This is a genomic window from Streptococcus sp. ZY19097 (assembly GCF_040731245.1).
Lineage (GTDB): Bacteria > Bacillota > Bacilli > Lactobacillales > Streptococcaceae > Streptococcus > Streptococcus orisratti.
Map to the genome: position 1 here is coordinate 1,835,607 of NZ_CP160400.1, position 20,702 is coordinate 1,856,308.

At 39.4% G+C, this 20,702-nt stretch carries 21 protein-coding genes; 2 read left to right on the top strand and 19 right to left on the bottom strand.

All coding sequences use genetic code 11. The features are described from left to right. Positions 1-40: 40 nt before the first annotated feature. The 15 genes from ABZ559_RS09200 to ABZ559_RS09270 form a co-directional block, all read right to left on the bottom strand. Entirely contained in the window at positions 41-2,689 is a 2,649-nt protein-coding gene (locus ABZ559_RS09200; protein ID WP_367006102.1) for a valine--tRNA ligase, read from the bottom strand. After that, positions 2,686-3,660 (bottom strand): hypothetical protein, encoded by a 975-nt coding sequence (locus ABZ559_RS09205; protein ID WP_367006104.1) that lies wholly within the window; start codon positions 3,658-3,660, stop codon positions 2,686-2,688. The genes ABZ559_RS09200 and ABZ559_RS09205 overlap by 4 nt, the downstream gene beginning before the upstream one ends. A gap of 77 nt (positions 3,661-3,737) precedes the next feature. Next, positions 3,738-4,937, bottom strand: a complete 1,200-nt coding sequence (locus tag ABZ559_RS09210) for a hypothetical protein (protein WP_367006106.1) — start codon at positions 4,935-4,937, stop codon at positions 3,738-3,740. Between the two features lie 630 nt (positions 4,938-5,567). After that, entirely contained in the window at positions 5,568-6,128 is a 561-nt protein-coding gene (locus tag ABZ559_RS09215; protein ID WP_367007650.1) for a shikimate kinase, read from the bottom strand. Next, positions 6,128-6,703: a GNAT family N-acetyltransferase gene (locus tag ABZ559_RS09220; RefSeq protein WP_367006108.1), complete on the bottom strand. Its 576-nt coding sequence runs from the start codon at positions 6,701-6,703 to the stop codon at positions 6,128-6,130. Before ABZ559_RS09220 ends, ABZ559_RS09215 begins: the two co-directional genes overlap by 1 nt. Beyond that, complete coding sequence (locus ABZ559_RS09225) at positions 6,681-7,082, bottom strand: VOC family protein (RefSeq protein ID WP_367007651.1); 402 nt, start codon at positions 7,080-7,082, stop codon at positions 6,681-6,683. Before ABZ559_RS09225 ends, ABZ559_RS09220 begins: the two co-directional genes overlap by 23 nt. Before the next feature lie 185 nt (positions 7,083-7,267). Beyond that, complete coding sequence (locus tag ABZ559_RS09230) at positions 7,268-7,849, bottom strand: flavin reductase (RefSeq protein ID WP_367006110.1); 582 nt, start codon at positions 7,847-7,849, stop codon at positions 7,268-7,270. A 41-nt stretch (positions 7,850-7,890) separates the two neighbouring features. Further along, the gene (locus tag ABZ559_RS09235; protein ID WP_367006111.1) at positions 7,891-8,478 is read right to left on the bottom strand and encodes a ligT like phosphoesterase; all 588 of its coding nucleotides are present in this window, start codon (positions 8,476-8,478) and stop codon (positions 7,891-7,893) included. A 516-nt stretch (positions 8,479-8,994) separates the two neighbouring features. After that, positions 8,995-10,209 (bottom strand): FtsW/RodA/SpoVE family cell cycle protein, encoded by a 1,215-nt coding sequence (locus ABZ559_RS09240; RefSeq protein WP_367006112.1) that lies wholly within the window; start codon positions 10,207-10,209, stop codon positions 8,995-8,997. Positions 10,210-10,909: 700 nt separating this feature from the next. Beyond that, complete coding sequence (budA, locus tag ABZ559_RS09245; protein WP_277291368.1) at positions 10,910-11,629, bottom strand: acetolactate decarboxylase; 720 nt, start codon at positions 11,627-11,629, stop codon at positions 10,910-10,912. 98 nt (positions 11,630-11,727) lie between these two features. Next, positions 11,728-12,954, bottom strand: coding sequence for a hypothetical protein (locus tag ABZ559_RS09250; RefSeq protein ID WP_367007652.1), 1,227 nt, complete (start codon positions 12,952-12,954; stop codon positions 11,728-11,730). Beyond that, positions 12,944-14,125 (bottom strand): AI-2E family transporter, encoded by a 1,182-nt coding sequence (locus ABZ559_RS09255; RefSeq protein ID WP_367006113.1) that lies wholly within the window; start codon positions 14,123-14,125, stop codon positions 12,944-12,946. Before ABZ559_RS09255 ends, ABZ559_RS09250 begins: the two co-directional genes overlap by 11 nt. Before the next feature lie 306 nt (positions 14,126-14,431). After that, positions 14,432-15,001, bottom strand: coding sequence for an N-acetyltransferase family protein (locus ABZ559_RS09260; RefSeq protein WP_367006114.1), 570 nt, complete (start codon positions 14,999-15,001; stop codon positions 14,432-14,434). Then, positions 14,985-15,473, bottom strand: a complete 489-nt coding sequence (locus ABZ559_RS09265; protein WP_367006115.1) for an NUDIX domain-containing protein — start codon at positions 15,471-15,473, stop codon at positions 14,985-14,987. The genes ABZ559_RS09260 and ABZ559_RS09265 overlap by 17 nt, the downstream gene beginning before the upstream one ends. Beyond that, a complete protein-coding gene (locus ABZ559_RS09270; RefSeq protein WP_026217099.1) occupies positions 15,463-15,945 on the bottom strand; it encodes an 8-oxo-dGTP diphosphatase in 483 nt (160 codons plus the stop codon). The genes ABZ559_RS09265 and ABZ559_RS09270 overlap by 11 nt, the downstream gene beginning before the upstream one ends. Before the next feature lie 83 nt (positions 15,946-16,028). Between ABZ559_RS09270 and ABZ559_RS09275 the strand changes: the two genes are divergently transcribed. After that, complete coding sequence (locus tag ABZ559_RS09275) at positions 16,029-17,042, top strand: lactonase family protein (protein WP_367006117.1); 1,014 nt, start codon at positions 16,029-16,031, stop codon at positions 17,040-17,042. A gap of 86 nt (positions 17,043-17,128) precedes the next feature. Further along, on the top strand, positions 17,129-17,323 hold the full coding sequence (locus ABZ559_RS09280) for a hypothetical protein (RefSeq protein ID WP_018375249.1): 195 nt from the start codon (positions 17,129-17,131) through the stop codon (positions 17,321-17,323). 113 nt (positions 17,324-17,436) lie between these two features. Here ABZ559_RS09280 and rfbB read toward each other — a convergent pair whose 3' ends face one another. Genes rfbB through rfbA form a run of 4 tightly spaced genes read right to left on the bottom strand, consistent with a single transcriptional unit; the run spans position 17,437 to position 20,472 of the window. Beyond that, positions 17,437-18,483, bottom strand: a complete 1,047-nt coding sequence (rfbB, locus tag ABZ559_RS09285; protein ID WP_367006119.1) for a dTDP-glucose 4,6-dehydratase — start codon at positions 18,481-18,483, stop codon at positions 17,437-17,439. A 39-nt stretch (positions 18,484-18,522) separates the two neighbouring features. Beyond that, positions 18,523-19,008: a phosphoribosylanthranilate isomerase gene (locus ABZ559_RS09290; RefSeq protein WP_367006121.1), complete on the bottom strand. Its 486-nt coding sequence runs from the start codon at positions 19,006-19,008 to the stop codon at positions 18,523-18,525. Continuing rightward, the gene (locus tag ABZ559_RS09295; protein WP_018375252.1) at positions 19,008-19,601 is read right to left on the bottom strand and encodes a dTDP-4-dehydrorhamnose 3,5-epimerase family protein; all 594 of its coding nucleotides are present in this window, start codon (positions 19,599-19,601) and stop codon (positions 19,008-19,010) included. Before ABZ559_RS09295 ends, ABZ559_RS09290 begins: the two co-directional genes overlap by 1 nt. 1 nt (position 19,602) lies before the next feature. Further along, positions 19,603-20,472, bottom strand: a complete 870-nt coding sequence (rfbA, locus tag ABZ559_RS09300) for a glucose-1-phosphate thymidylyltransferase RfbA (RefSeq protein ID WP_367006122.1) — start codon at positions 20,470-20,472, stop codon at positions 19,603-19,605. Positions 20,473-20,702 lie beyond the last annotated feature (230 nt).

Here is a 20,702-nt window from a genome sequence, read left to right on the forward strand (position 1 = left end):
AACCCAGCCTTTTTAGGCTGGGCATTTTATCGTATTCTACCTACTTAACCAGTTTCTTCATCTCTTCAATCCGTCCTACTGTCGCATCATATTTTGCTTGGTAGTCGGCTTGTTTTTCTTTTTCTTTTTCAACGACTTCTGGTTTGGCGTTGGCGATGAAGCGTTCGTTGCTGAGTTTTTTGCCGACCATATCTAGTTCTTTCTGCCATTTGGCTAGTTCTTTGTCTAGACGAGCCAACTCTTCTTCTACGTTGAGGAGGTCGGCTAGTGGTAAGAAGATTTCAGCACCGGTGATAACGGCTGACATAGCTAATTCTGGCGCAGCAATGCTTGAGCTGATTTCCAACTGTTCTGGATTTGTAAAGCGGCGGATGTAGTTTTCATTTGACTTGAAGAAGGTTTCAAGCTCGCTATCTGCCGTCTTAATCAAGATAGTAATCGGCTTAGATGGAGCAACGTTCACTTCTGCTCTGCTATTTCGCACCGAACGGATCAAGTCCTTAAGGCTTTCCACTCCCTTGTGAGCTTCAGCGTTTTCAAAGGCTGGGTTGACAACTGGGTAAGCTGCCACCACGATAGATCCCTCTGCGTACTGGGCGAAGATTTCTTCCGTCACAAATGGCATGATTGGGTGGAGGAGGCGAAGGATTTGGTCCAGCGTGTAGAGAAGGACTGAGCGGGTCATGACTTTCTCGGCATCGTTATCGCTGTAAAGAACCTCCTTGGTCAGCTCGACATACCAGTTGGCGAACTCTTCCCAGATGAAGTTGTAGAGGATATGACCAGCCACACCGAACTCGAACTTGTCGAAGTTTTCAGTGACCTTGGCAATGGTTTCATTGAGGTTGTGGAGAATCCAGCGGTCCGTCACATTACCAGCCTCGCCAGCTGCGACTTTTGCGACATTGTCACGTGCCGCATCCAAGGTCAAGCTTTCATTGTTCATGAGGATATAGCGGGAAATGTTCCAAATCTTGTTGATGAAGTTCCAAGAAGCGTCCATCTTCTCATAAGAGAAGCGGACATCCTGACCTGGTGCAGAACCGTTTGATAAGAACCAACGAAGCGCGTCAGCACCGTATTTTTCGATAACATCCATTGGGTCAATACCGTTACCAAGTGATTTAGACATTTTACGTCCTTGTTCGTCACGGATAAGACCGTGGATAAGCACGTTTTTAAATGGACGACGTCCTGTGAATTCCAATGATTGGAAAATCATGCGGGATACCCAGAAGAAGATGATATCGTAACCTGTCACAAGGGTTGAAGTCGGGAAGTAACGTTTGAAGTCTTCTGCTTCTGTGTCAGGCCAACCCATTGTTGAAAATGGCCAAAGGGCAGAGCTGAACCAGGTATCTAGGACATCCTCATCCTGTACCCAACCGTCGCCTTCTGGAGCTTCTTCTCCGACGTACATTTCGCCAGATTCGTTATACCATGCTGGAATCTGATGCCCCCACCAAAGCTGACGCGAGATAACCCAATCGTGCACATTTTCCATCCATTGAAGGAAGGTATCGTTGAAACGTGGTGGGTAAAATTCTACCTTATCAGCTGTGTCTTGGTTGGCAATAGCATTTTTGGCTAACTCATCCATCTTAACGAACCACTGGGTGGACAGCCGAGGTTCAACCATAACACCTGTACGTTCTGAGTGACCGACTGAATGGGTCATTTTTTCAATATTGACAAGAGCACCGATTTCCTCTAATTTAGCAACCGTTGCCTTGCGGGCCTCAAAACGATCCATACCAGCAAATTCGCCAGCCAGTTCATTCATGGTGCCATCATCATTCATGACATTAACTTGAGGAAGATTGTGGCGTTGACCAACTAAGAAATCGTTAGGGTCATGGGCAGGTGTGATTTTAACAACCCCTGTTCCAAATTCTGGGTCAGCATGTTCATCTCCAACGATTGGAATAGCTTTGTTAACGATTGGAAGGATAACATTTTGACCAATCAAATCTTTGTAACGGTCATCATTTGGGTTAACCGCAACGGCTACATCACCGAACATTGTCTCTGGACGCGTGGTCGCAACTTCGAGGGCACGTGAACCATCTTCTAACATGTAGTTCATGTGATAGAAAGCACCTTCGACATCTTTGTGGATAACTTCGATATCAGAAAGGGCTGTACGAGCTTTTGGATCCCAGTTGATGATAAATTCTCCGCGGTAAATCCAACCCTTTTTATAGAGTTCTACAAAAACCTTGCGGACCGCTTTTGACAAGCCTTCATCAAGGGTAAAACGTTCCCGCGAATAATCAACAGAAATCCCCATCTTGCCCCATTGTTCCTTGATGGTCGTAGCATATTCATCTTTCCATTCCCAAACTTTATCAAGGAATTTTTCACGACCAAGGTCATAACGTGAGATACCATCTTCAGCAAGACGTGCTTCAACTTTTGCCTGTGTTGCAATCCCCGCATGGTCCATACCAGGAAGCCATAAAGTGTCAAAGCCTTGCATGCGTTTTTGACGGATAATAATATCTTGCAAAGTCGTGTCCCAAGCGTGCCCTAGGTGCAATTTACCAGTGACATTGGGCGGCGGAATCACGATAGAATAAGGCTTCGCCTTCTTGTCGCCCGACGGCTTGAAAACATCAGCCTCAAGCCATTTCTGATAGCGCCCAGCTTCAACTTCGGCTGGATTGTATTTTGGTGAAAGTTCTTTCATTTTAATTTCTCCTTTTGCTTCTTTTTCAGTTCACTCTCTAGCCTATCTCTTTTATTCTTCAGCTCACTCAAGTCATCGTCCGTTATTTGGTAATCAAATTTATGTAGCTGATTCCGTAGATAGTTAATTTCATCGTATAATTTATTTGATTGTTCTGTTATTTCTGGATTTTTAAACTCAATATTTCTTAACTTTGCTAAATACCTCTGTTTTTCCCAGTGTTTTAGAAAAACATAGACTACGCTAGGAATAGCTACTACAATAAGTAAGAAAATATTTTTTTCATTAAAAGGAAATGTTCCTTTCCATATATAAATCATCCGTACTATAGCATACAAATAAGGGATTATATACGCAACAATTATCCATCCCAACCTTTTTTTACTAGAAACAAATGAATCTGCTTTCCAAGAATTTTCTATAAAATCTTGTATTACTAGCAAGAATATTGAACAAAGATCTAAGCATATAAGCCAAGTACTAGAACTGGATGTAAAAGCACCAATCCCTAATATCATTACTGAAATTACACGAATTAAATTATAGCAGATGTCTGGAATTTTATATTTAATCTCTTCCTTTGAACGTTCCCAATCATATTTCAAAAGTAATTCTAAATAGCCAGTTAATTTAATAGTTTCACTTTCTGAGTAGTGAAAATTCTTTAACAAATCCCAAATATGTCCATCGCTCATATAATAATCATCAGTAAATTTATTACTAAAATCAATACCATAAGGATTTATTTGTGTTTTTAATCTACTTATTGCTGACTTTCTATTCCTGCCATCTAGCAAATCAACAATTATTGACTTCATTTCTCTTCGCCACTCAGAACGTTCTTTTGTTATATATTCTAAAGTGTTTCTTTTATTTGATCGAACGAGCCCAATAATCGTACTTATCAGCGTACCAAATCCAATACTTGATATAATTTGTAACCAATTCTCCTGCAGATATTTCAATATCAATTTTCCTCCTACCTATTTCCTTCCCAACTGTTCGATTTTTTCGAACAGTTCAACCTGTACATATTTTGCACAAGTTCCTACCCTTTCTTAAATCTCACACCGTTTTCTTTTAACTTTTTAACCGTAGCGGGGCCGATGCCTGAAATAGCTAAGATTTCTTTTTCGGTGTGCTTTTCCAGAGCCTCCTTGCTCATAATGCCAGCATCGCATAAATATCGGCCTTTATCTATCTGAATCCCTTTCATGCAGGGGGAATTAAAAAATTCTAATCGTTTGCGCGGGGAATCAGGCAGACTGTCCTGATAGTCTTCTGCTAAGGCAAGCATTTGATGGATAACAAAGTTTTTTGTCTCCAAAAAAGTCTGGAGAGGATGCAAGGCAATCTGGAGAGATAAAGCTGAATTAGGGCGATAGACTGAAACTTCATTAGCCATGTCAAGCAGGTGAACCCAATACGGGCTATCAAAAGCATACAGAACTTCGTTATTGATGGCAACTAATTCAGCAAACAAGGCTCTAGCCGCCTCAATGTCCCCGTTTAGCAACTTAGCAATAATCAGGTGCACAAGCACACCATCATCCTGCCAATCTTGGGCTAGCTGCTCTTCATAAAAATCTTCAATTTTCTCTTCTTGATAGAGGGAATTGTAAACACCCATCATCAGATAAATAAAGCCAGGTGGAAATCTATCATCAACAGCAATTTTAGACCGTACAAAATCCACTACTTGACCAGCTAAAGCGACCAGTCCCTCTTGCAAATAATTCTCTATCACAAAAGTGATAACCTTCAAAGGACTGCGCGCTTCCAAACTATACCAAGATTCATAATCAGCTTTCTTCCACTCTTCTAAAGCCACTTGATAAAAATCTTGTAGTTCTTTTAAATAATCAGCTGAAAATTCTGTGCTTCTCAAGATCAAGGATTGAAATCTTGCTTCAAAATGGTCTGGATATTCTGCCAGTAGATTGGTAAGTAAACGGAGCTGTATCTCTTCATCTTCCTCTTCCATCGCTTGGTAAAGGAGCTCATCTGCTTCGTCCATTTTAGTATCTCCAAACTTTAAAATAGAAGCTAATTGTTCTAAAATTTCAGGATTCCTAGTTTGTTCATATTCTTTAAAAAGTCTATTAACTGACTCCTCATCTAATTCAGGTTCAGAAAAAGCTTGTGGGTAATCAGCCTTTTCTGCAAAAGAAGCAAAATCAATAATGTTGTTTTCTTCTTGTTTTTGCTTCTGCTTTAATTCTTTTTTCCGATTTTTCTTTTTAGCCATAATTTTTCCTTTTTGTTCTGAAGTGTCAAATTAAACACACAGCTTCCCCATAATATCCCTCGTAAGGTGTTGTTCATTTGGGACATTTTTTAGCCTATATTAGCTTGTCTTCTCACTCACTTTTCAGCAATCCATAAATCGAATTTGTGCAACGTTTTTCTTGATCGTTTTGATACCTATGAGTATAGGCATTTAGGTAAAACAGATAAAGATAGAACTTTGCTATTTCTAGTTTTCAGATATAGTCTTTTAGTTTGCTTTTAGTACAAGGCAACGAGCTGCAGGTTGCTAGAACAGCCTCTAGGCTGTTCTAGGTTGGAAATAAGACATGCGAAGCAAGTTACTTTCGTAAAGTACGGCAAGGCGAGTTCAAACAATCCAGTGGAGTGTTTGAAGTTGGAAATAAGGAAACGGAGTTTCCTCTTACGTCGAAGTAATAAAAGATAAACTAATTGACTATATCAAACTACAAAGGTTTCAATGGAGTTTACACGTCGTCAAGTCAAGCTAATAAGGTCTAAATTCTATTTTCGAAGAATATTAAGTTTCATTTAAGCATTAATCGATATACTATAACCAATCCTAAAACTTTTCTTTTTCATAAATCTCCTAGGAAGTAGTCAGCTTATATTAACTGGCTACTTCCTTTATTTTTTCCAAAATCAGCTGAGCCGTTTCTTGCGCAGAAAGGTTGGTGTTGTTAATTTTGCAATAATGCTGTAGATTTTCTGGAGCTTGCTTGGGATTAAAATTCGCAAAACTAGCAGTATCAAGAATATCCTTCTCAGACCATTCTAAATTTCGCTTCAAAGGCTTGTGCTGCAAACGATTTTCAGTGCCATTGCGACGAAAACGCTCCTGCAAATCAGTCTCAAGTTCGACAAATAAAACCTCTCTCTCAAATGTGTGAAAAACATCTTGAATTTGTCTTAAAAAATCAACATCATTTGAGTCATCAAAGTCAATCACAACTGTAAAAATTAAAGGTTTATTACTTTGAGCAAATGCTTCAAAAAAATTCATTCTAATTTTTCGAATAAGCTCGGTTGAGATCGGCCCATATTCCATAAAACGCCGAACAAAATCAATGCTATCGTGATTATGAAACAAAGTCATATCAGTCATCTTTTCAACTTCTTGACCAATTGTCATCTTGCCAGATGCCTGTGCACCAATAATAACAAGATTCATCATCTCTCCTCCCACTCACTCTTCAACAGCCCATAAGCCAAATCATCACAGCGATTTCCTTGGGTATCTTTGCGGTCACGGATACGAGCTTCCAAAGTAAAACCTAGTTTTTCGGCCACGCGCTGACTTTGTTTGTTGGAACCATAACAACGAATTTCAACTTTGTGAAGGTTGAGAAGGGTAAAACCAATTTCAATCAAAGCACTGACAGCCTCTGTCATGTATCCTCTGCCCCAAAAATCTGGGTGGAGCATGTAGCCAATTTCAAAGACATCATCTTCATGACGGTGGTTGAAATCGCAAGAGCCGATAATGTGGTCACTCCCCTTGACTGTAATACCATAGCCTGATGGCAGATTTGCTTTTTCAAGATTTTGGTAGTAACGATTTTCAAAATAATCATACTCGTCTTCCAAGGTTGCAATGGGTGGCAGACCAGCTGGGTAAACCACATTTTCTAAGCTGACGTAGTCAAACATGTCTGGTACATCATCTATCGTCCGTTGCCGTAAAACAAGACGGTCAGTCTCAACTTTTGGCAGCTCTTTACCATTATAAGTTTCTAATATTTTCATTGGCTATTACCTCAATTTTTATCCGATCAGGATCTTCTAAATACAGGGCAAAATAATTTTCTCCACCTGCAAATGGATACCTCTCTTCATAAAGCAAGGGGACATCGTGTTCTTGAAGAATTTTCTTCAAACGCTCAACATCCCTTCTGCTGCCTCCGTTAAAAGCCAGATGATTAAGACCTACATGGCAACGGTGATAAGGGAGGGAAGCATACTTTTCAGCCACTTGAACAAAGACAATATAATGCTCATCTTTACGATAACTAAAACCATCTGACCATTCCTGATAGAGCCGATAGCCTAATTTAGGTAAAAGAAGATCATAGAATTCCCTGCTTTTTATCAAATGACTGACATAAATCTCGATATGGTTCACCAAGACTTCCTTTCTAGGATAAGTTATTAAGAAGCCATATTCACAAGCGAAGTGCTTGTAGATAAGAGATAGTTTTTCGCTAATCAAGGCAATTTTTTGAGGAATACTGACTGTATTTTGAAAAAAACTAACAATGAGTAGCTGAAAAACTAGCCTTAGGTGGAAGTGCTGAACTGTGAGTAAAGGTTCTAAGTTCTTGAAGCTAACTTTCTAGACTTACGACTAAAACTTCCAAGTTCATCACTTTCCACTTTGTCCAAATAGCGATAACGTCGCTCCTTCCCATCCCCCATAAAATAAAGTGGATGAAAGTTTCTACTGTTCAAATGACCTTCATCATCTAGTAAATCTCTATCTACCCAACGTTTAACAATCCGTGCTGTAAAATTCACATAGTTATCAAATTCCTGTATAGCTTCAACTTGGCATTCCAATGACAAAGGACAATCAGCTAACAAAGGAGCATCTATCTGATCTGCCTTACTATAGTTCACATCAAGCATTTTCAACTTATCGCGATGTGTAATAAAACCTGCTCGTTCCATCAAGAAAGATTGATTTTCTGTTGGAATATTTAGGGTGAATTCCTTAAAATATTTGATTTGCTCAGTAGCATTATTGCTACTGGACAGACCAATGACAACCATGTCACCTAGACTATAGGAAGAGCTGCTTGTTGTGATATTATAACCAAAGCACTGATCCTTATAGCCTAAGATAAAAATGGGGAAGCCGTAATAGAATTTCTCAGTTTCAAAAGGAAGTTTCATCTTTTGCTCCTTAAATAAAGTAAAAACGTTCTGATAATTTTTCATGCTCGTAAAAGTTTGATAATAGAGCTTACCAGTATCCAAGGCACAGTCACGCTGCATTTGTTTAGCTCTGCAACAAGCTTTTTTGCTTCTTCAGCTGAAAAACCATTGGCATTGTAATAGGCTAAAGTCACGTGTGGCGTAAAAGGATAGGGCAAAGGCATCACGCCATCAACCAGCCTGTACAGGCTCATCAAGTTAACATAGTCGACCTCCCTGTCTGGCACCAAGCCCATCACCAAGCTGGTATCTACCATATTAAAGATAAAAGAGCTTCTCATCTTGATTTTTGGAGAAAACAAAGACCTGACTGCCAGTTGCTGTTTCAACTTCTGGCGATTGCTTTTCAACTCAGGCATTAAACTACTCAGGCGTGAGCCACTTGACAAGTCATGTAGGGTCATGTGGTAACTGGAAACAGGAAAAGACTCTGCAAAACAGGCAGGCACTTCATCATAGAGCTTTTGGACAAGGGCTGCCAGCCAAGTCTTATCTTCCTCTTCCAAGTCAAAGACAACCGTATCGCCGTAAAAATCACAAAAGCTATTATCTGGATGGACTTTTACTGCTACAGAAATACCCGGCAAAAAGTCCGTTTCTGGTAAGGCTTATTCTACCTGCTCAAATTAATTGATCCGTTCTAAAAACTCTGAGAAAGTTTCCATCACTGCTCTCCCTTCAACAAAAAATCGTCCCTGCCTTTCGACAGGGACGAACTTTTTATAAATCCGCGGTACCACCCAACTTCGGGCAAATGTACCCGCAACTTTGTTTATCCAATTTTAGCCTTCAGCAACCAGCCTTAACATTTGTACGGATTTCTCAACCACACCGCTTTCTGTAACAAATGGTCTTTAAGACACCTCTGAATGCTTTTATTTTAACAAAAAATATCTGAGAAAGCAATGTTTGGAAATAGTTCTAAAAGATTTTTTGAAAAAGATAGTCATCCATAAAAATTAACAATAAGCTGTCTCATACCTATAGGAAAATAATTAAACTAGAGGTAGTGGTTAATGTGAGTAGGATGAAGGCACCAACATATCATTTGATTTCTGCGTATAAGTAAATTAAAACCTTGCCGAGGCAAGGTTTTTACTAATTCAATTATATTTCCGACTACGTTCGAAACGCGCTTCTATTTCTTTTTCTTGATTGAGGCTATTTTGATAACTCATTGATAAAATAAGCCCAACACCAATCAAATTTGAAATAAGGGAACTTCCCCCTTGGGAAATGAACGGTAGAGGAATTCCAGTTAATGGTAAAATACCAACAGTTGCACCAATATTTTCAAAAATATGGAAAAGAATCATCATGATAAAACCAGTAGAAATGAAGGTGTAGAAACGATTATTAGACTCAATGGTTACACGAATCATACGGTAAATCAAGAGCAGATATAAACCTAGTACAACTGCCCCACCCACAAAACCAAAATCTTCGGCAATAACGGTGAAAATCATGTCACTTTCCCTGACAGGTACCGATAAATCAAGAACGCTGAACCCTTTACCAAGTAACCCACCACTGCCAATAGAAATCATACCTTGAGTTTGTTGGTAGGCAATCGTCTCTGAAAAGTCAAAAGGATGCAGCCAAGCAGATATCCGATTAATCTGATAAGTATCCATACCCAAATTGAAAAGAAACTCTTTTCCTTGTGGCAGTAAAAAGATAAGCATAAAAATGCCAAAAAGGAGAATCACAAGTCCAATAATAGGTAAAATAATCCACCAAGAAATTCCAGCCAAGAGAACTATTCCAGCCAAGATTGCCGTAAAAACTAAGGCTGTCCCCAAATCTTTTTGTAAACCTAGCAAGAGCATGACAGGGGCCGTGATAAGAGCAAAAAGACCCAATAATTTGAAGTCTTCTCTTAGCGACATTGCCAAACGTCTCTCTTGAAACCAAACCGTCGTTTTAGCCAGCATCAAGATATAAGATATTTTCATAAATTCTGATGGTTGAAAAAGTGTCACGGAACCGATGGTAACCCAGTTTTTAGCCCCAGTAGAAGCGACTAACACCGGACTATAAAAGATTAGGGGAAGAATCATCAGCCCCAAACCAAGCACATACAAAAATGGGGTGATCTTCCAGAGAAATTCCGTCGAGAAAAGCATGACGACCACTGCAATAAGTCCACCTAGAGCCATCCAGATGACTTGTTGAGTCATGATACTACTCACACTGTCTGAGTAATCGTTAGCCGTTGCGATATAAACGGCTACGAGACCAATTAGAAGAAGAAAAAAAGTCGGTAAAATAACGGAATAATCCACACGACTATCAATAGAACGTTTCTTGCTTGTCATAGTACTTCCTTTAATTTTTTACCATCCTTTACTTGTCACCGTAGACTGATATTTGAATTTTGATTTGTATATTAGAACCTGTATTCACAAGTAAAGTGCTTCTATATAGGAGATAGTTTTTCGCTAATCAAGGCAGTTTTTTTGAGGAATACTGACTGTATTTTGAAAAAAACTAACAATGAGTAGCAAAAAACTAGCCTTAGATGAAAGTGCTGAACCGTGAATACAGGTTCTTAGACTGATTCGACAATCAAAGATACAAAAACAGTGCAAGAAAAGTCTTAACACTTAACTCAGGAAATATCAATTTTCTGTTTAGAGACGAAAAGATTCTTTCCAATCTATGCTGGCTAACCCCAGGTTAACTTGGTACTCTAGTATTTTTATAGGCATTTACTGCTTCATTATCTCGCTTTGCCGTACTCCAGTATAGCTTACATCTCACAACCGTATACCAAAATATCATAACAGAGAATTTAAAATCTTGGGAATGTCACAAAGAAATAGAGATTGCTTCCACTGACGCTAGACAAGAAATGTAACAATCAGATTTTATCTTGAACTGAGTATCAACTTACAGGATGGTCTGACAACCATTATACCATGTTTTGAAAAAGTCAGTGGTCAGAAAATGACAAAAATTTTATGTAAACGAAATCAAAAAAATAAAATCTGAGAACATGTCTCAGATTGACAACCTTTATTCGCTTTTATTAATATCTTCTTTTAGTTCATCAAGCTTAAATTTAGCAAAAAGGTATTCCCGATCTTGAACAGGAAAACGTTGATCTAGTTGGTCAACAGGACCAACCTCAACAACACCCTCGGTAATAACAAAATCCATAACATGGCCGCCAAAAGTGTGATCATCTGAGATGAAATGCAAGTGATAACCAGCAACACTAACACCGTGAAACATCTCTGGCGTCCAAATACCAACAATCGTGCCAGTAACGTTTTCTTTGGTGTATTCAGGTTGATGAGTTGCCACATCCGCAAACTTAGTATCTGGGGTTGATTTCGGAATCATTCGGACATGCATTTTTGAAAAGTGTCCCTTAATTTTGATAGAACGAAAAAGATTGACACCATCATAATAAGATTCGATGCGGTCTTCAAGTTCTTTATCGGTCATCTCAAACCGCTGTCTAAAGATTACTTCTGCCTGATGAGGAACCACCGCAGCATAAGGAACTTTGACATCATTTGACACTTCGACCACTTCTGCCTTCCCATCAGATCCCTTGGCTTGGTAGGCTTTACCATCAAGCACAATCAGCTCACCATCAATAGAATCTAAAGTCCCAATGCCTAAATCACCATGCTCTAACAGCTCACCTATCGTTAACGTTCCACCATACAACCCTGCCATCAAGGCACTGAGTGTATTGTACTGAAAAAGTTTAATTGCTTCTGCCATGATTTCCTCATTATCTCTTGGATTCTTATTTCCATTATAACATAGTTTCAAGATTGCTTTCTATGATTTTGTTTGCTAAAGAAATTGAGAAGCTCTTCTTATTCGCTCAAGAAATCTAGCATATTGACATCATCTGGTACCAATTTGAGATAACGCTCTGCTATGTCGCGAGCACGCTCGCGGTAGCCAAATTCACGCAAAATATAAGCATAATCTTGAAGAAATTCTGGATTTTCTTGTAAATCAGATGCCAAATCTTCATAGATCGCCAGAGCGGCCTCTTCATTTTCCAAGGCTTGATGGGCTTTAGCCACATTCCATTTGGTCAATAAATTATCAATATCATCATTTTCCAAGGCAAGAACGTCTTCAAAACGCTCTTCCTCAAGATAGAGATTGGTCAAGCGCATGAGAACTTCCTCATCATCTTCAGCAACTTTCTTAGCCTTGAGCAGATAATTTTCTGCTTGGGTACTATCATGTAATTCGTAGGATAATTGCGAAGCTAAAAGTAAGAGATTAACTGCAAATTCATTCTTCGTTAGGCCTTGCTGTACAAGGCGTAAAGCCTCTTGTATTTTGTGTTCTTCATGTAGTGACAAACCATAAACGTACTCGTATCCAGCAAAATCAGGATTCATGGTATCTAGTTGTTTGAAGTAAAGATTAGCTTTTTGATACTCTTTTTGATCATAAAGAATGGTCGCCAATTCAAAAACAGCTTCATCTTCGTATTCAATCTCAATTGTTTTTTCCAAAAATTCAATAGCCGCTTCAAACTTACCTAAACAAGCATAGGCACGGCCAATACGTTGATAAGTAGAAACTCCTGTCAATTCTAAAATCTCACGATTATCCAATTTAGCATAGGTTTGAATGGCTTGCTCATAATGCTCTAATTCATATTCGATTTCAGCTAAACCAAAGATAATCAATGGATCTTGACTTATTCGGTTAGCTTCCAATAATTTTTCACGCGCAACATCTGTCAATCCCTCCATGTCATACAAATCAGCCATGACAAGAAGAGCAGACAAGTAGTCCTCACTATCTGGTGAGATGGCATCCAAGTACAAGAAAGCTTCCTCAATATCCCCATCTTCTGCAGCAATTTGTGCCAGATTTATGTTTACTTCTGGAAATGCCTCACGTTCCTGCAAGTAGATGCGTTTAGCCTGTGGCAAAAATCCAATAGATTCCAGATATTCTGCCAATTCCAAGAGAACATCGCTTCCATCTTCTTTCAAAGCACGTTCAAAATATTTATTTGCATGAGCTAAATCCTGATTCTGGATTGAGGTCAGCATTTTTTTACTATTTAACATTTTTTGTGTCATCATCTCCTTGCTTAAAATCCTCTTCATAGAGGCCACTTATCACCTTGTACCAATCAAAGATTTCCTTAATGACAACCTTAACAGAAGCATAGATTGGGATAGCCAAGAAAACGCCCCAAACTCCAAACATAGAACCTGCGGTTAACAAAATAAACATAATAGTCACTGGGTGAATACTTAATTTACTTCCTAAAACTAACGGAGATACAAAACGTCCCTCAATGGTCTGTTCAATCATGAAAATAATAAGAACCTTAACCAACATCAATGGTCCCTGAACAGCTCCCATAATGACCACTGGAATCATAGCTAGAAAACTTCCTAAATAAGGAACCATATTCAATATTCCCGCCATAATCCCGAATGTTAAAGCATAGCGTAAACCAACAAGGCTAAACATAATCGAAAACATAAAACCAACTACAATGGCAACAGTCACCTGACCTTGCACATAGCCTGAAAGTTGCTGGTTGATATCTCCTAAAACCCTAGCAGTAGGTTGGCGAAATTTGGGAGGTAACACCTGAACTAAGCCATCCTTCATTTTGCCACTGTCTCGTAAGAAATAAAAAAGGACAAACGGTGAAATAATAATAGCAATCGTTACCCTAGCAATGATACCTGCAAAACTAGACGCCCAATCAAGTGCATTTTTTGAAAAGCTTTCAGCATAAGTCACTGCCTTGGCTGTAATATTAGAAAGCATATCTTGCAACTCAGACTTATAATTATTTAACCAAGGATTTTGTAAAACTTTTGTCGCCTCGTAATTTACTGAACGAACATAACCCGGCAAATTAGAGACGAAAGATAGGATTTGTTCACGAATCATAGGAATAATGCTGGCAATTGCCCAAATCAGCAAAATAACAATGACTGTAAAAACCACAAAAATGGCAGAGACGCGCCCCAAACCACGACGTTCTAAAAAATCAACTAAAGGTTTAATGAGATAATAAAGAAGCGCCGAAATGACAAGAGGCAGCATGATAATACCCAAAAATGATAAAATTGGAGTAAAAATAAAGGAAACTTTAGTCAATAAATAGACGGTTAAAAACACCAAAAAAGTAATCAGAACCGCTACAACTGCCTGATTATCTAAAAACCATTTATAAAACCATGAATCTGAAAATGTCTTCTTTTTTTGAGATTCCATCGAAAAGTCCTCACTATCTAATTATCAAGATAATATCAATTATATCATTTTCAACCAATTTAGGCTTACTGCGACTACATCCCAGTTTTGCTTTTTTGTCCTATCATCCTTGAATCTGCTTTGATACTAAATTTTATTTCCCATTGCACTTTATTGAGTAGGGTTGATATCTCCCTCTATCAGACCAACATTTCTTTTGTACGAGTTGAAGGATACACCAAATTCGCTTATCACATTTCGTATCAACTTCTCAACACCGTTCAATCCTGACTTTTGTTAAAAATAATCAAATAAAGAAACAAATTTTCAGGACAATAAACAGTCATGAATAGACTTAATAGGATTTACCTGGCGAGTATGCTCACCTAACATTTTCTCCATCCAAATCATATCATACCATGTTTGAAATTTATAACCAGATTGGTGAAATTTGCCAACCAAACGAAACCCCAGTGCTTCATGAAATTTTTGACTGCCGTTGGTCAAATAAGGATCCTCGTGATCTGTTGTCGCAATGCAGGCATTTAAATTAAGGACACCCATTTTTTTGAGTCTATTTTCCAGCTGCTCATACAAAAGGCGGCCGATACCAGCACCTCTAGCAGTGTTCGACAGATATACCGTTGCTTCAGCTGACCAAGCATAGGCAGCTCTAGGATGAAAGCTAGAAGCGTAAGCATAGCCTAAGATAGTCCCCTCATCCTCAGCAACTAAGTAAGGATAAAAAGCTGAAATCTTTTGAATACGCCCCTGAAATTCCTCCAAACTGGGTATTTCATATTCAAAAGTGATGGCAGTTTTTTCCACATAGTAGGCGTAAATCTGAAGTAGGTCTGCCGCATCCTCCAAAGCTACCTCTCTAATCCGAATTGACATAATCGTCTCCAATCTCATTTTGAAAAACATGAACAATCTGACCTTGCCATTTTGGTAATTCCTCTTTTAAAAAAGAGGGTTTTAAATTGATAGAAGGCAGCTGAGTAATTTCCACCCATTTGCAAGTTCCCGAAATATCTGGTTCATTCATATGGCTAGGTGTCCCTTCCAGAAGCTGACACAGGTAGTGGAACTCAATGTTATGATATTGCTGATTTCCTTGCTGGAAATGGTTTTCCACAATAAAAGCTAGTTGATCTGACGAGATGGTCACTCCTAATTCTTCCACAACTTCTCTAACCGCAGCCTGATGGCTGCCCTCGCCTAATAAAATTGCACCTCCGGGTACAATATACTGATTTTTTTCTTCACTAAAAACCGTCAGTAACTTACCATTGTTGACAATCAAAGCAGAGCTTCTTACGCCAAAAGTCAGCTGCCCTGCCTGCACCCTAAAATCTTTACTTGTCATAAAAAGTTACCTCTTTGTTCACCAATTTCTGCTCTTTGTCATAGGTAAATTTGGCAGAGAAAAAAGGAACATCTGCTAAAATCCATTTAAAAATTTCATAATCACCTTCCCAAGTCGGCTTGGACAGGACTTGGTCATAAGGAACCCACTCCAGAGTCCCCTCCCTAGACTCCTCATCAGAAATTAAGACTCCTTCAAAATCGGTAACCTTAAAGACGTAGGTATACCAATCTTGATTCGGGGTAAATTCAGGGAAAGTAATGACCCCTTTAAAATCCATTTTCTTAACAGTCAGATGGGTTTCTTCCAGAATTTCTCTTTTGGCACATTCATCTGGCGTCTCACCCGCTTCTATCTTCCCACCAACTGATATCCACTTACCTTCATGAACATCATTTGGCTTTTTATTGCGATGAAGCAAAAGCAACTCCTGACCATTATCAATGTAACAAATCGTTGCTAGCTGTGTCATACCACTCATCCTCTCTATTTTTCCTTCTATTATAGCAAAATTTTGTGATATAATGACTTTATTAGACAAATAAGGAGTCACAAATGATTGAAACGGTTTATTTTGGAACCTATACTCAAAAAACATCAAAGGGTATTTATGCCGCTGATTTTGATACAGAAACAGGACAACTTGATAATCTCAGACTTCTTGCCAAGGAAGGTTCACCAACTTATCTAGCTTTTTCCAGAGATGGCTACCTCTACTCTGTCAGTAAGCAAGAGGGACGAGGAGGTATTGCCAGTTTTAATCCAGATTTCCAGCTTATCAATCAAGTTCTCGAAGAGGGATCTGGGCTTTGCTATGTTTCCGTAGATGATAAACGCCAGTTGATTTATGGCGTCAACTACCATAAGGGACAACTCCTTATTTATAAGCGCCAAAATGATGGTAAGTTAAATCTAGTCAATAAACTGCAATGTCATGGGGCAGGTCCTCATCCAAACCAAGATCGTTCACACCTTCATTTTGCAGATTTAACACCTGACAAGTATCTGGTCACTTGTGACCTAGGAACAGATAGTCTAACTTCTTATGACATCAACGCAGATGGTAAGCTGACTAAAATTGGTAATTATCAAGCTGCACCAGGCGCAGGCTGTCGCCACCTCGTCTTTCATCCCGACTTCAAAATAGCCTACATGATTTGTGAGTTAAACGCTACCATTGAAGTTTTGATTTATGATGGCTATGGTCAGTTTGAACATTACCAGACTATTTCTACTCTCCCCGATGACTATCACGGCTTCAATGCTTGCGCAGCTATTCGCATTAGTTCAGATGGCAAGTTCATCTATGCTAGCAATCGCGGGCATAATTCTATTGCCGTTTTTGAAGTGGCAGGGGATGGTATCCTTGAAACACGCCAAATTATTTCAACTTTTGGCGAGAATCCACGTGATTTTAACCTTTCTCCTGATGGCAAATTTCTTCTAGCTGCTCATCAAGATTCTGACAATGTGACTATCTTTAAACGTGATAAAGCATCAGGAATACTGACCGAAATCAGCAATGACTTTTTAGTTCCTGAAGCCGTCTGTCTTGTTTTTAAAAAATAGCTGATATTTCCAATAATTAGCAAACAAATTGGTTTCAAAAAGTAAATAGTTATGGTTTAATAAAGGAAAAAGAAAAGAGGATTACAATGAACCCAAACGAACTATTTGAACAAATCAAAGAATTGATTGCCCAAAAAGACTTCAAGGCAGCCCAAAATTTCCTTGATAAGAACAAAGATCAACTAGGCGAGTATTTTGACCAAGCCAAAGCCCTTCTCGATGGTGCTGGAGGTATCGATGGTGTCATGAACAAAGTCAAAGGACTTTTTGGTAATAAATAAGACAATCAAAAACTTAGCCTTCCTTGGATTAGCTAAGTTTTTAGTATCCCCCAAAATACAAAAAATAACCTTGCCACCAACGACAAACGTTGATATGACAAGGTTTTTTAATTTTACTTAATAACTTCCTGAGTTTTAGCATAGTTAGCTTCAACAGCTTCTTTTTCAGCCTTCCACCAGTCTTGGTGTTCTGTGTACCAGTTGATGGTTTCTTGAAGCCCCTCTTCAAAATTAGTGAATTGTGGCTCCCAGCCTAATTCTTCACGCAATTTTGTAGAATCAATCGCATAGCGCAAATCGTGTCCTGCACGGTCTGTCACATGGTCATAGGCATCTTTGGGCTGACCCATTTTTTCAAGAATCAACTCAAGCACTTCCTTGTTGTTCTTTTCACCATCAGCACCGATAAGGTACGTTTCTCCAATACGACCCTTAGTCAGGATTGCCCAAACACCGGTTGAATGGTCATTGGTGTGAATCCAGTCACGAACGTTCTTTCCTTCACCATAGAGTTTTGGCTTGATACCTGACAAAATATTGGTGATTTGGCGTGGAATAAATTTCTCAATGTGTTGGTATGGACCGTAGTTATTAGAACAGTTTGAAATCGTTGCTTTGACACCAAAGGAGCGCACCCAAGCCTTAACAATCAAGTCTGAAGCAGCCTTGGTTGATGAGTAAGGTGATGATGGATTGTACTTAGTTTCAGCCGTGAATTTCTCACCTGGTCCTTCACCATGACCTGGCAAATCTTCACGAAGGGGAAGGTCACCATAAACTTCGTCCGTTGACACATGGTGGAAACGGATGTCGTATTTACGCGCCGCTTCAAGTAAAGTGTAAGTTCCGATAAAGTTGGTGTGAATGAATGGGCTTGGGTCATTGAGGGAATTGTCATTGTGACTTTCAGCCGCATAGTGAACGATTGCATCCGCTTTGGCAGCCAATTTGTCAACCAATTCGGCATCCGCAATATCACCAACAACCAACTCAACACGGTCACCAAGGATTTCTTCCAAGTTAGCACGGTTCCCAGCATATGTGAGTTTATCAAGAACGGTCACATGAACATCTGGGTGATTATTATAAACGTAATGCACGAAGTTTGAACCGATGAAACCAGCGCCACCGGTTACGATGATATTTTTATATTCTGTCATTTTTTTCTCCGAAAAGTTTTTTTCTTTTTTGATGCCAGACTACTTCAACATTTCTTTCAAGTAAGCAATCTTAGCAAAATCTTTTTGGTTATTTTTGTCTGCCCGATAGGAATCTTTGGAAGAGGCCAGATAGATTTTCAGATATTGCTCAAGTGTCGGTAAGTAATAATGAACACCATTCGTCTCTAGTTTTTCCAAATCCTCAAGCTCAACACCTGCAAAACTTGGCAGAGAGTGAAGGCCACCAAATTCAACGGAAACACTATTTTTCTGGAACTCATGCTCATGGCGGTCGACCAAGGTATAACCCAACCTTTCCATCATGGCAATCAGCTTATCTGATTGATAGATACGCTCCTCGTCTGGCACTTCCCAGCCTCTGGGATCACTAGGGACATGAATATCTAAATCACGCGCTTGCCAGTCTTGACCTGTTCGTTCTTCTAAACCGACAGATCCCATCAACAACGGTGTAATTCCTATTTGATTAAGCTCTCTTGCAATTTCCAAGAAAATTTCAAACATTACAAATCCTCTTTTTTCAAAGGCTTTACGTCTTTGAGGAGTGGATGATGTTTATCAGCTTCTGAGACTTCTGCTTCTGCCAAATTTTCCCATGTGATGCCCAGAGCTGGGTCAGCGTAGTTGACAAAGGCATATTTTGGCTTGAGTTCAAGCGCCCAGTAGTCGTTGACAAGGTAAGTATAAGCTACTTTGTCAGTCAACACTTGGAAGCCATTAGCTACACCGCGAGGGACAAAGATTCCTTTTGAGGCATCGATAACAGTTTGGTAAGTATTGCCAAAGCTCTCCCCCTCACGAAGATCAACCCAAGAACCAAGAACTTTTCCCTCATCAGCAACTGAGATGTATTTATCCCATGGCTCAGCATGCAGACCGCGAAGCACGTTCTTACGTGAGAAAGAAATGTTATTTTGCAATTTGCCCGCTTCAAAAAAGCTTTCTGGGAATCCTAGCGGCACCATTTTTTCTTTTTGGAAGTTCTCTTTAAACCAGCCACGGTTGTCACCACGAACTGGAATATCAAATTCCAACATGCCTGGAATGCCTTCGACAGGACGGCAAGCAAGTTCTTTTTCAAAAAATTGTTCTGTCATCTTATGCTTCTCCAATCAAACGGAGCAAGTATTGTCCGTATTCATTTTTCTTAAGCGGTTGTGCCAATTCGTACACTTCTTCTTTGGTGATATAGCCCATACGATAAGCGATTTCTTCCAGATTGGCGACTTGTACATTTTGCATGCGTTGAACCGTTTCGATATACTGAGCCGCTTCAAGCAGGCTTTCGTGGGTTCCTGTATCTAACCAAGCAAAACCACGTCCCATCAGTTCAACAGACAAATCACCGCGATCAAGGTAAGCCTTATTGACATCTGTGATTTCAAGCTCGCCACGAGGGCTTGGTTTGATGTTTTTAGCAATTTCTACGACATCATTGTCATAGAAGTAAAGACCAGTTACGGCGTAGTTAGAACGTGGGTGTTCTGGTTTTTCTTCAATAGAGATGGCATTCATGGCTTCGTCAAATTCTACGACACCAAAACGTTCTGGGTCTTTGACTTGATAACCAAAGACTGTTGCCCCTGATTCTTTTGCGGCAGCCTTTTGCAGCATCTTAGACAGACCTGGCCCATGGTAGATGTTGTCTCCAAGGATAAGGGCAACGCTATCATTTCCAATGAAGTCTTCCCCGATAATAAAGGCTTGCGCCAGTCCATCTGGACTTGGTTGTTCCGCATAAGACAGGGAAATGCCAAACTCAGAACCATCTTGAAGCAAGTCCTTAAAGCGAGGCAAATCTTGAGGCGTTGAAATAATCAAGATTTCCTTAATCCCTGCCAACATCAAGGTTGAAAGGGGATAATAAATCATAGGTTTATCATAAACCGGCATGAGTTGCTTAGATGCAGCGCGCGTCAAAGGGTACAAACGTGTCCCCGAGCCACCTGCTAGAATAATACCTTTCATAGTGAGTCTCCTCTTTTAATTCGTCGCTACTATTTTACCATTTTTTGCAGAGGCTGTCACTAATCGCCATTTTCCAACTATCTTTGACCACTGACTAATGTTGAATTTTGAATAAAACTCTAGTGGAAAACACTAATCTTTCAAAAGATTTTACAGTTGTAGCCATTTTACACTAAAAACGAGTTTGGGATCAAAATAATCCCAAACTCGTTACTGCAAATATCTAAGGT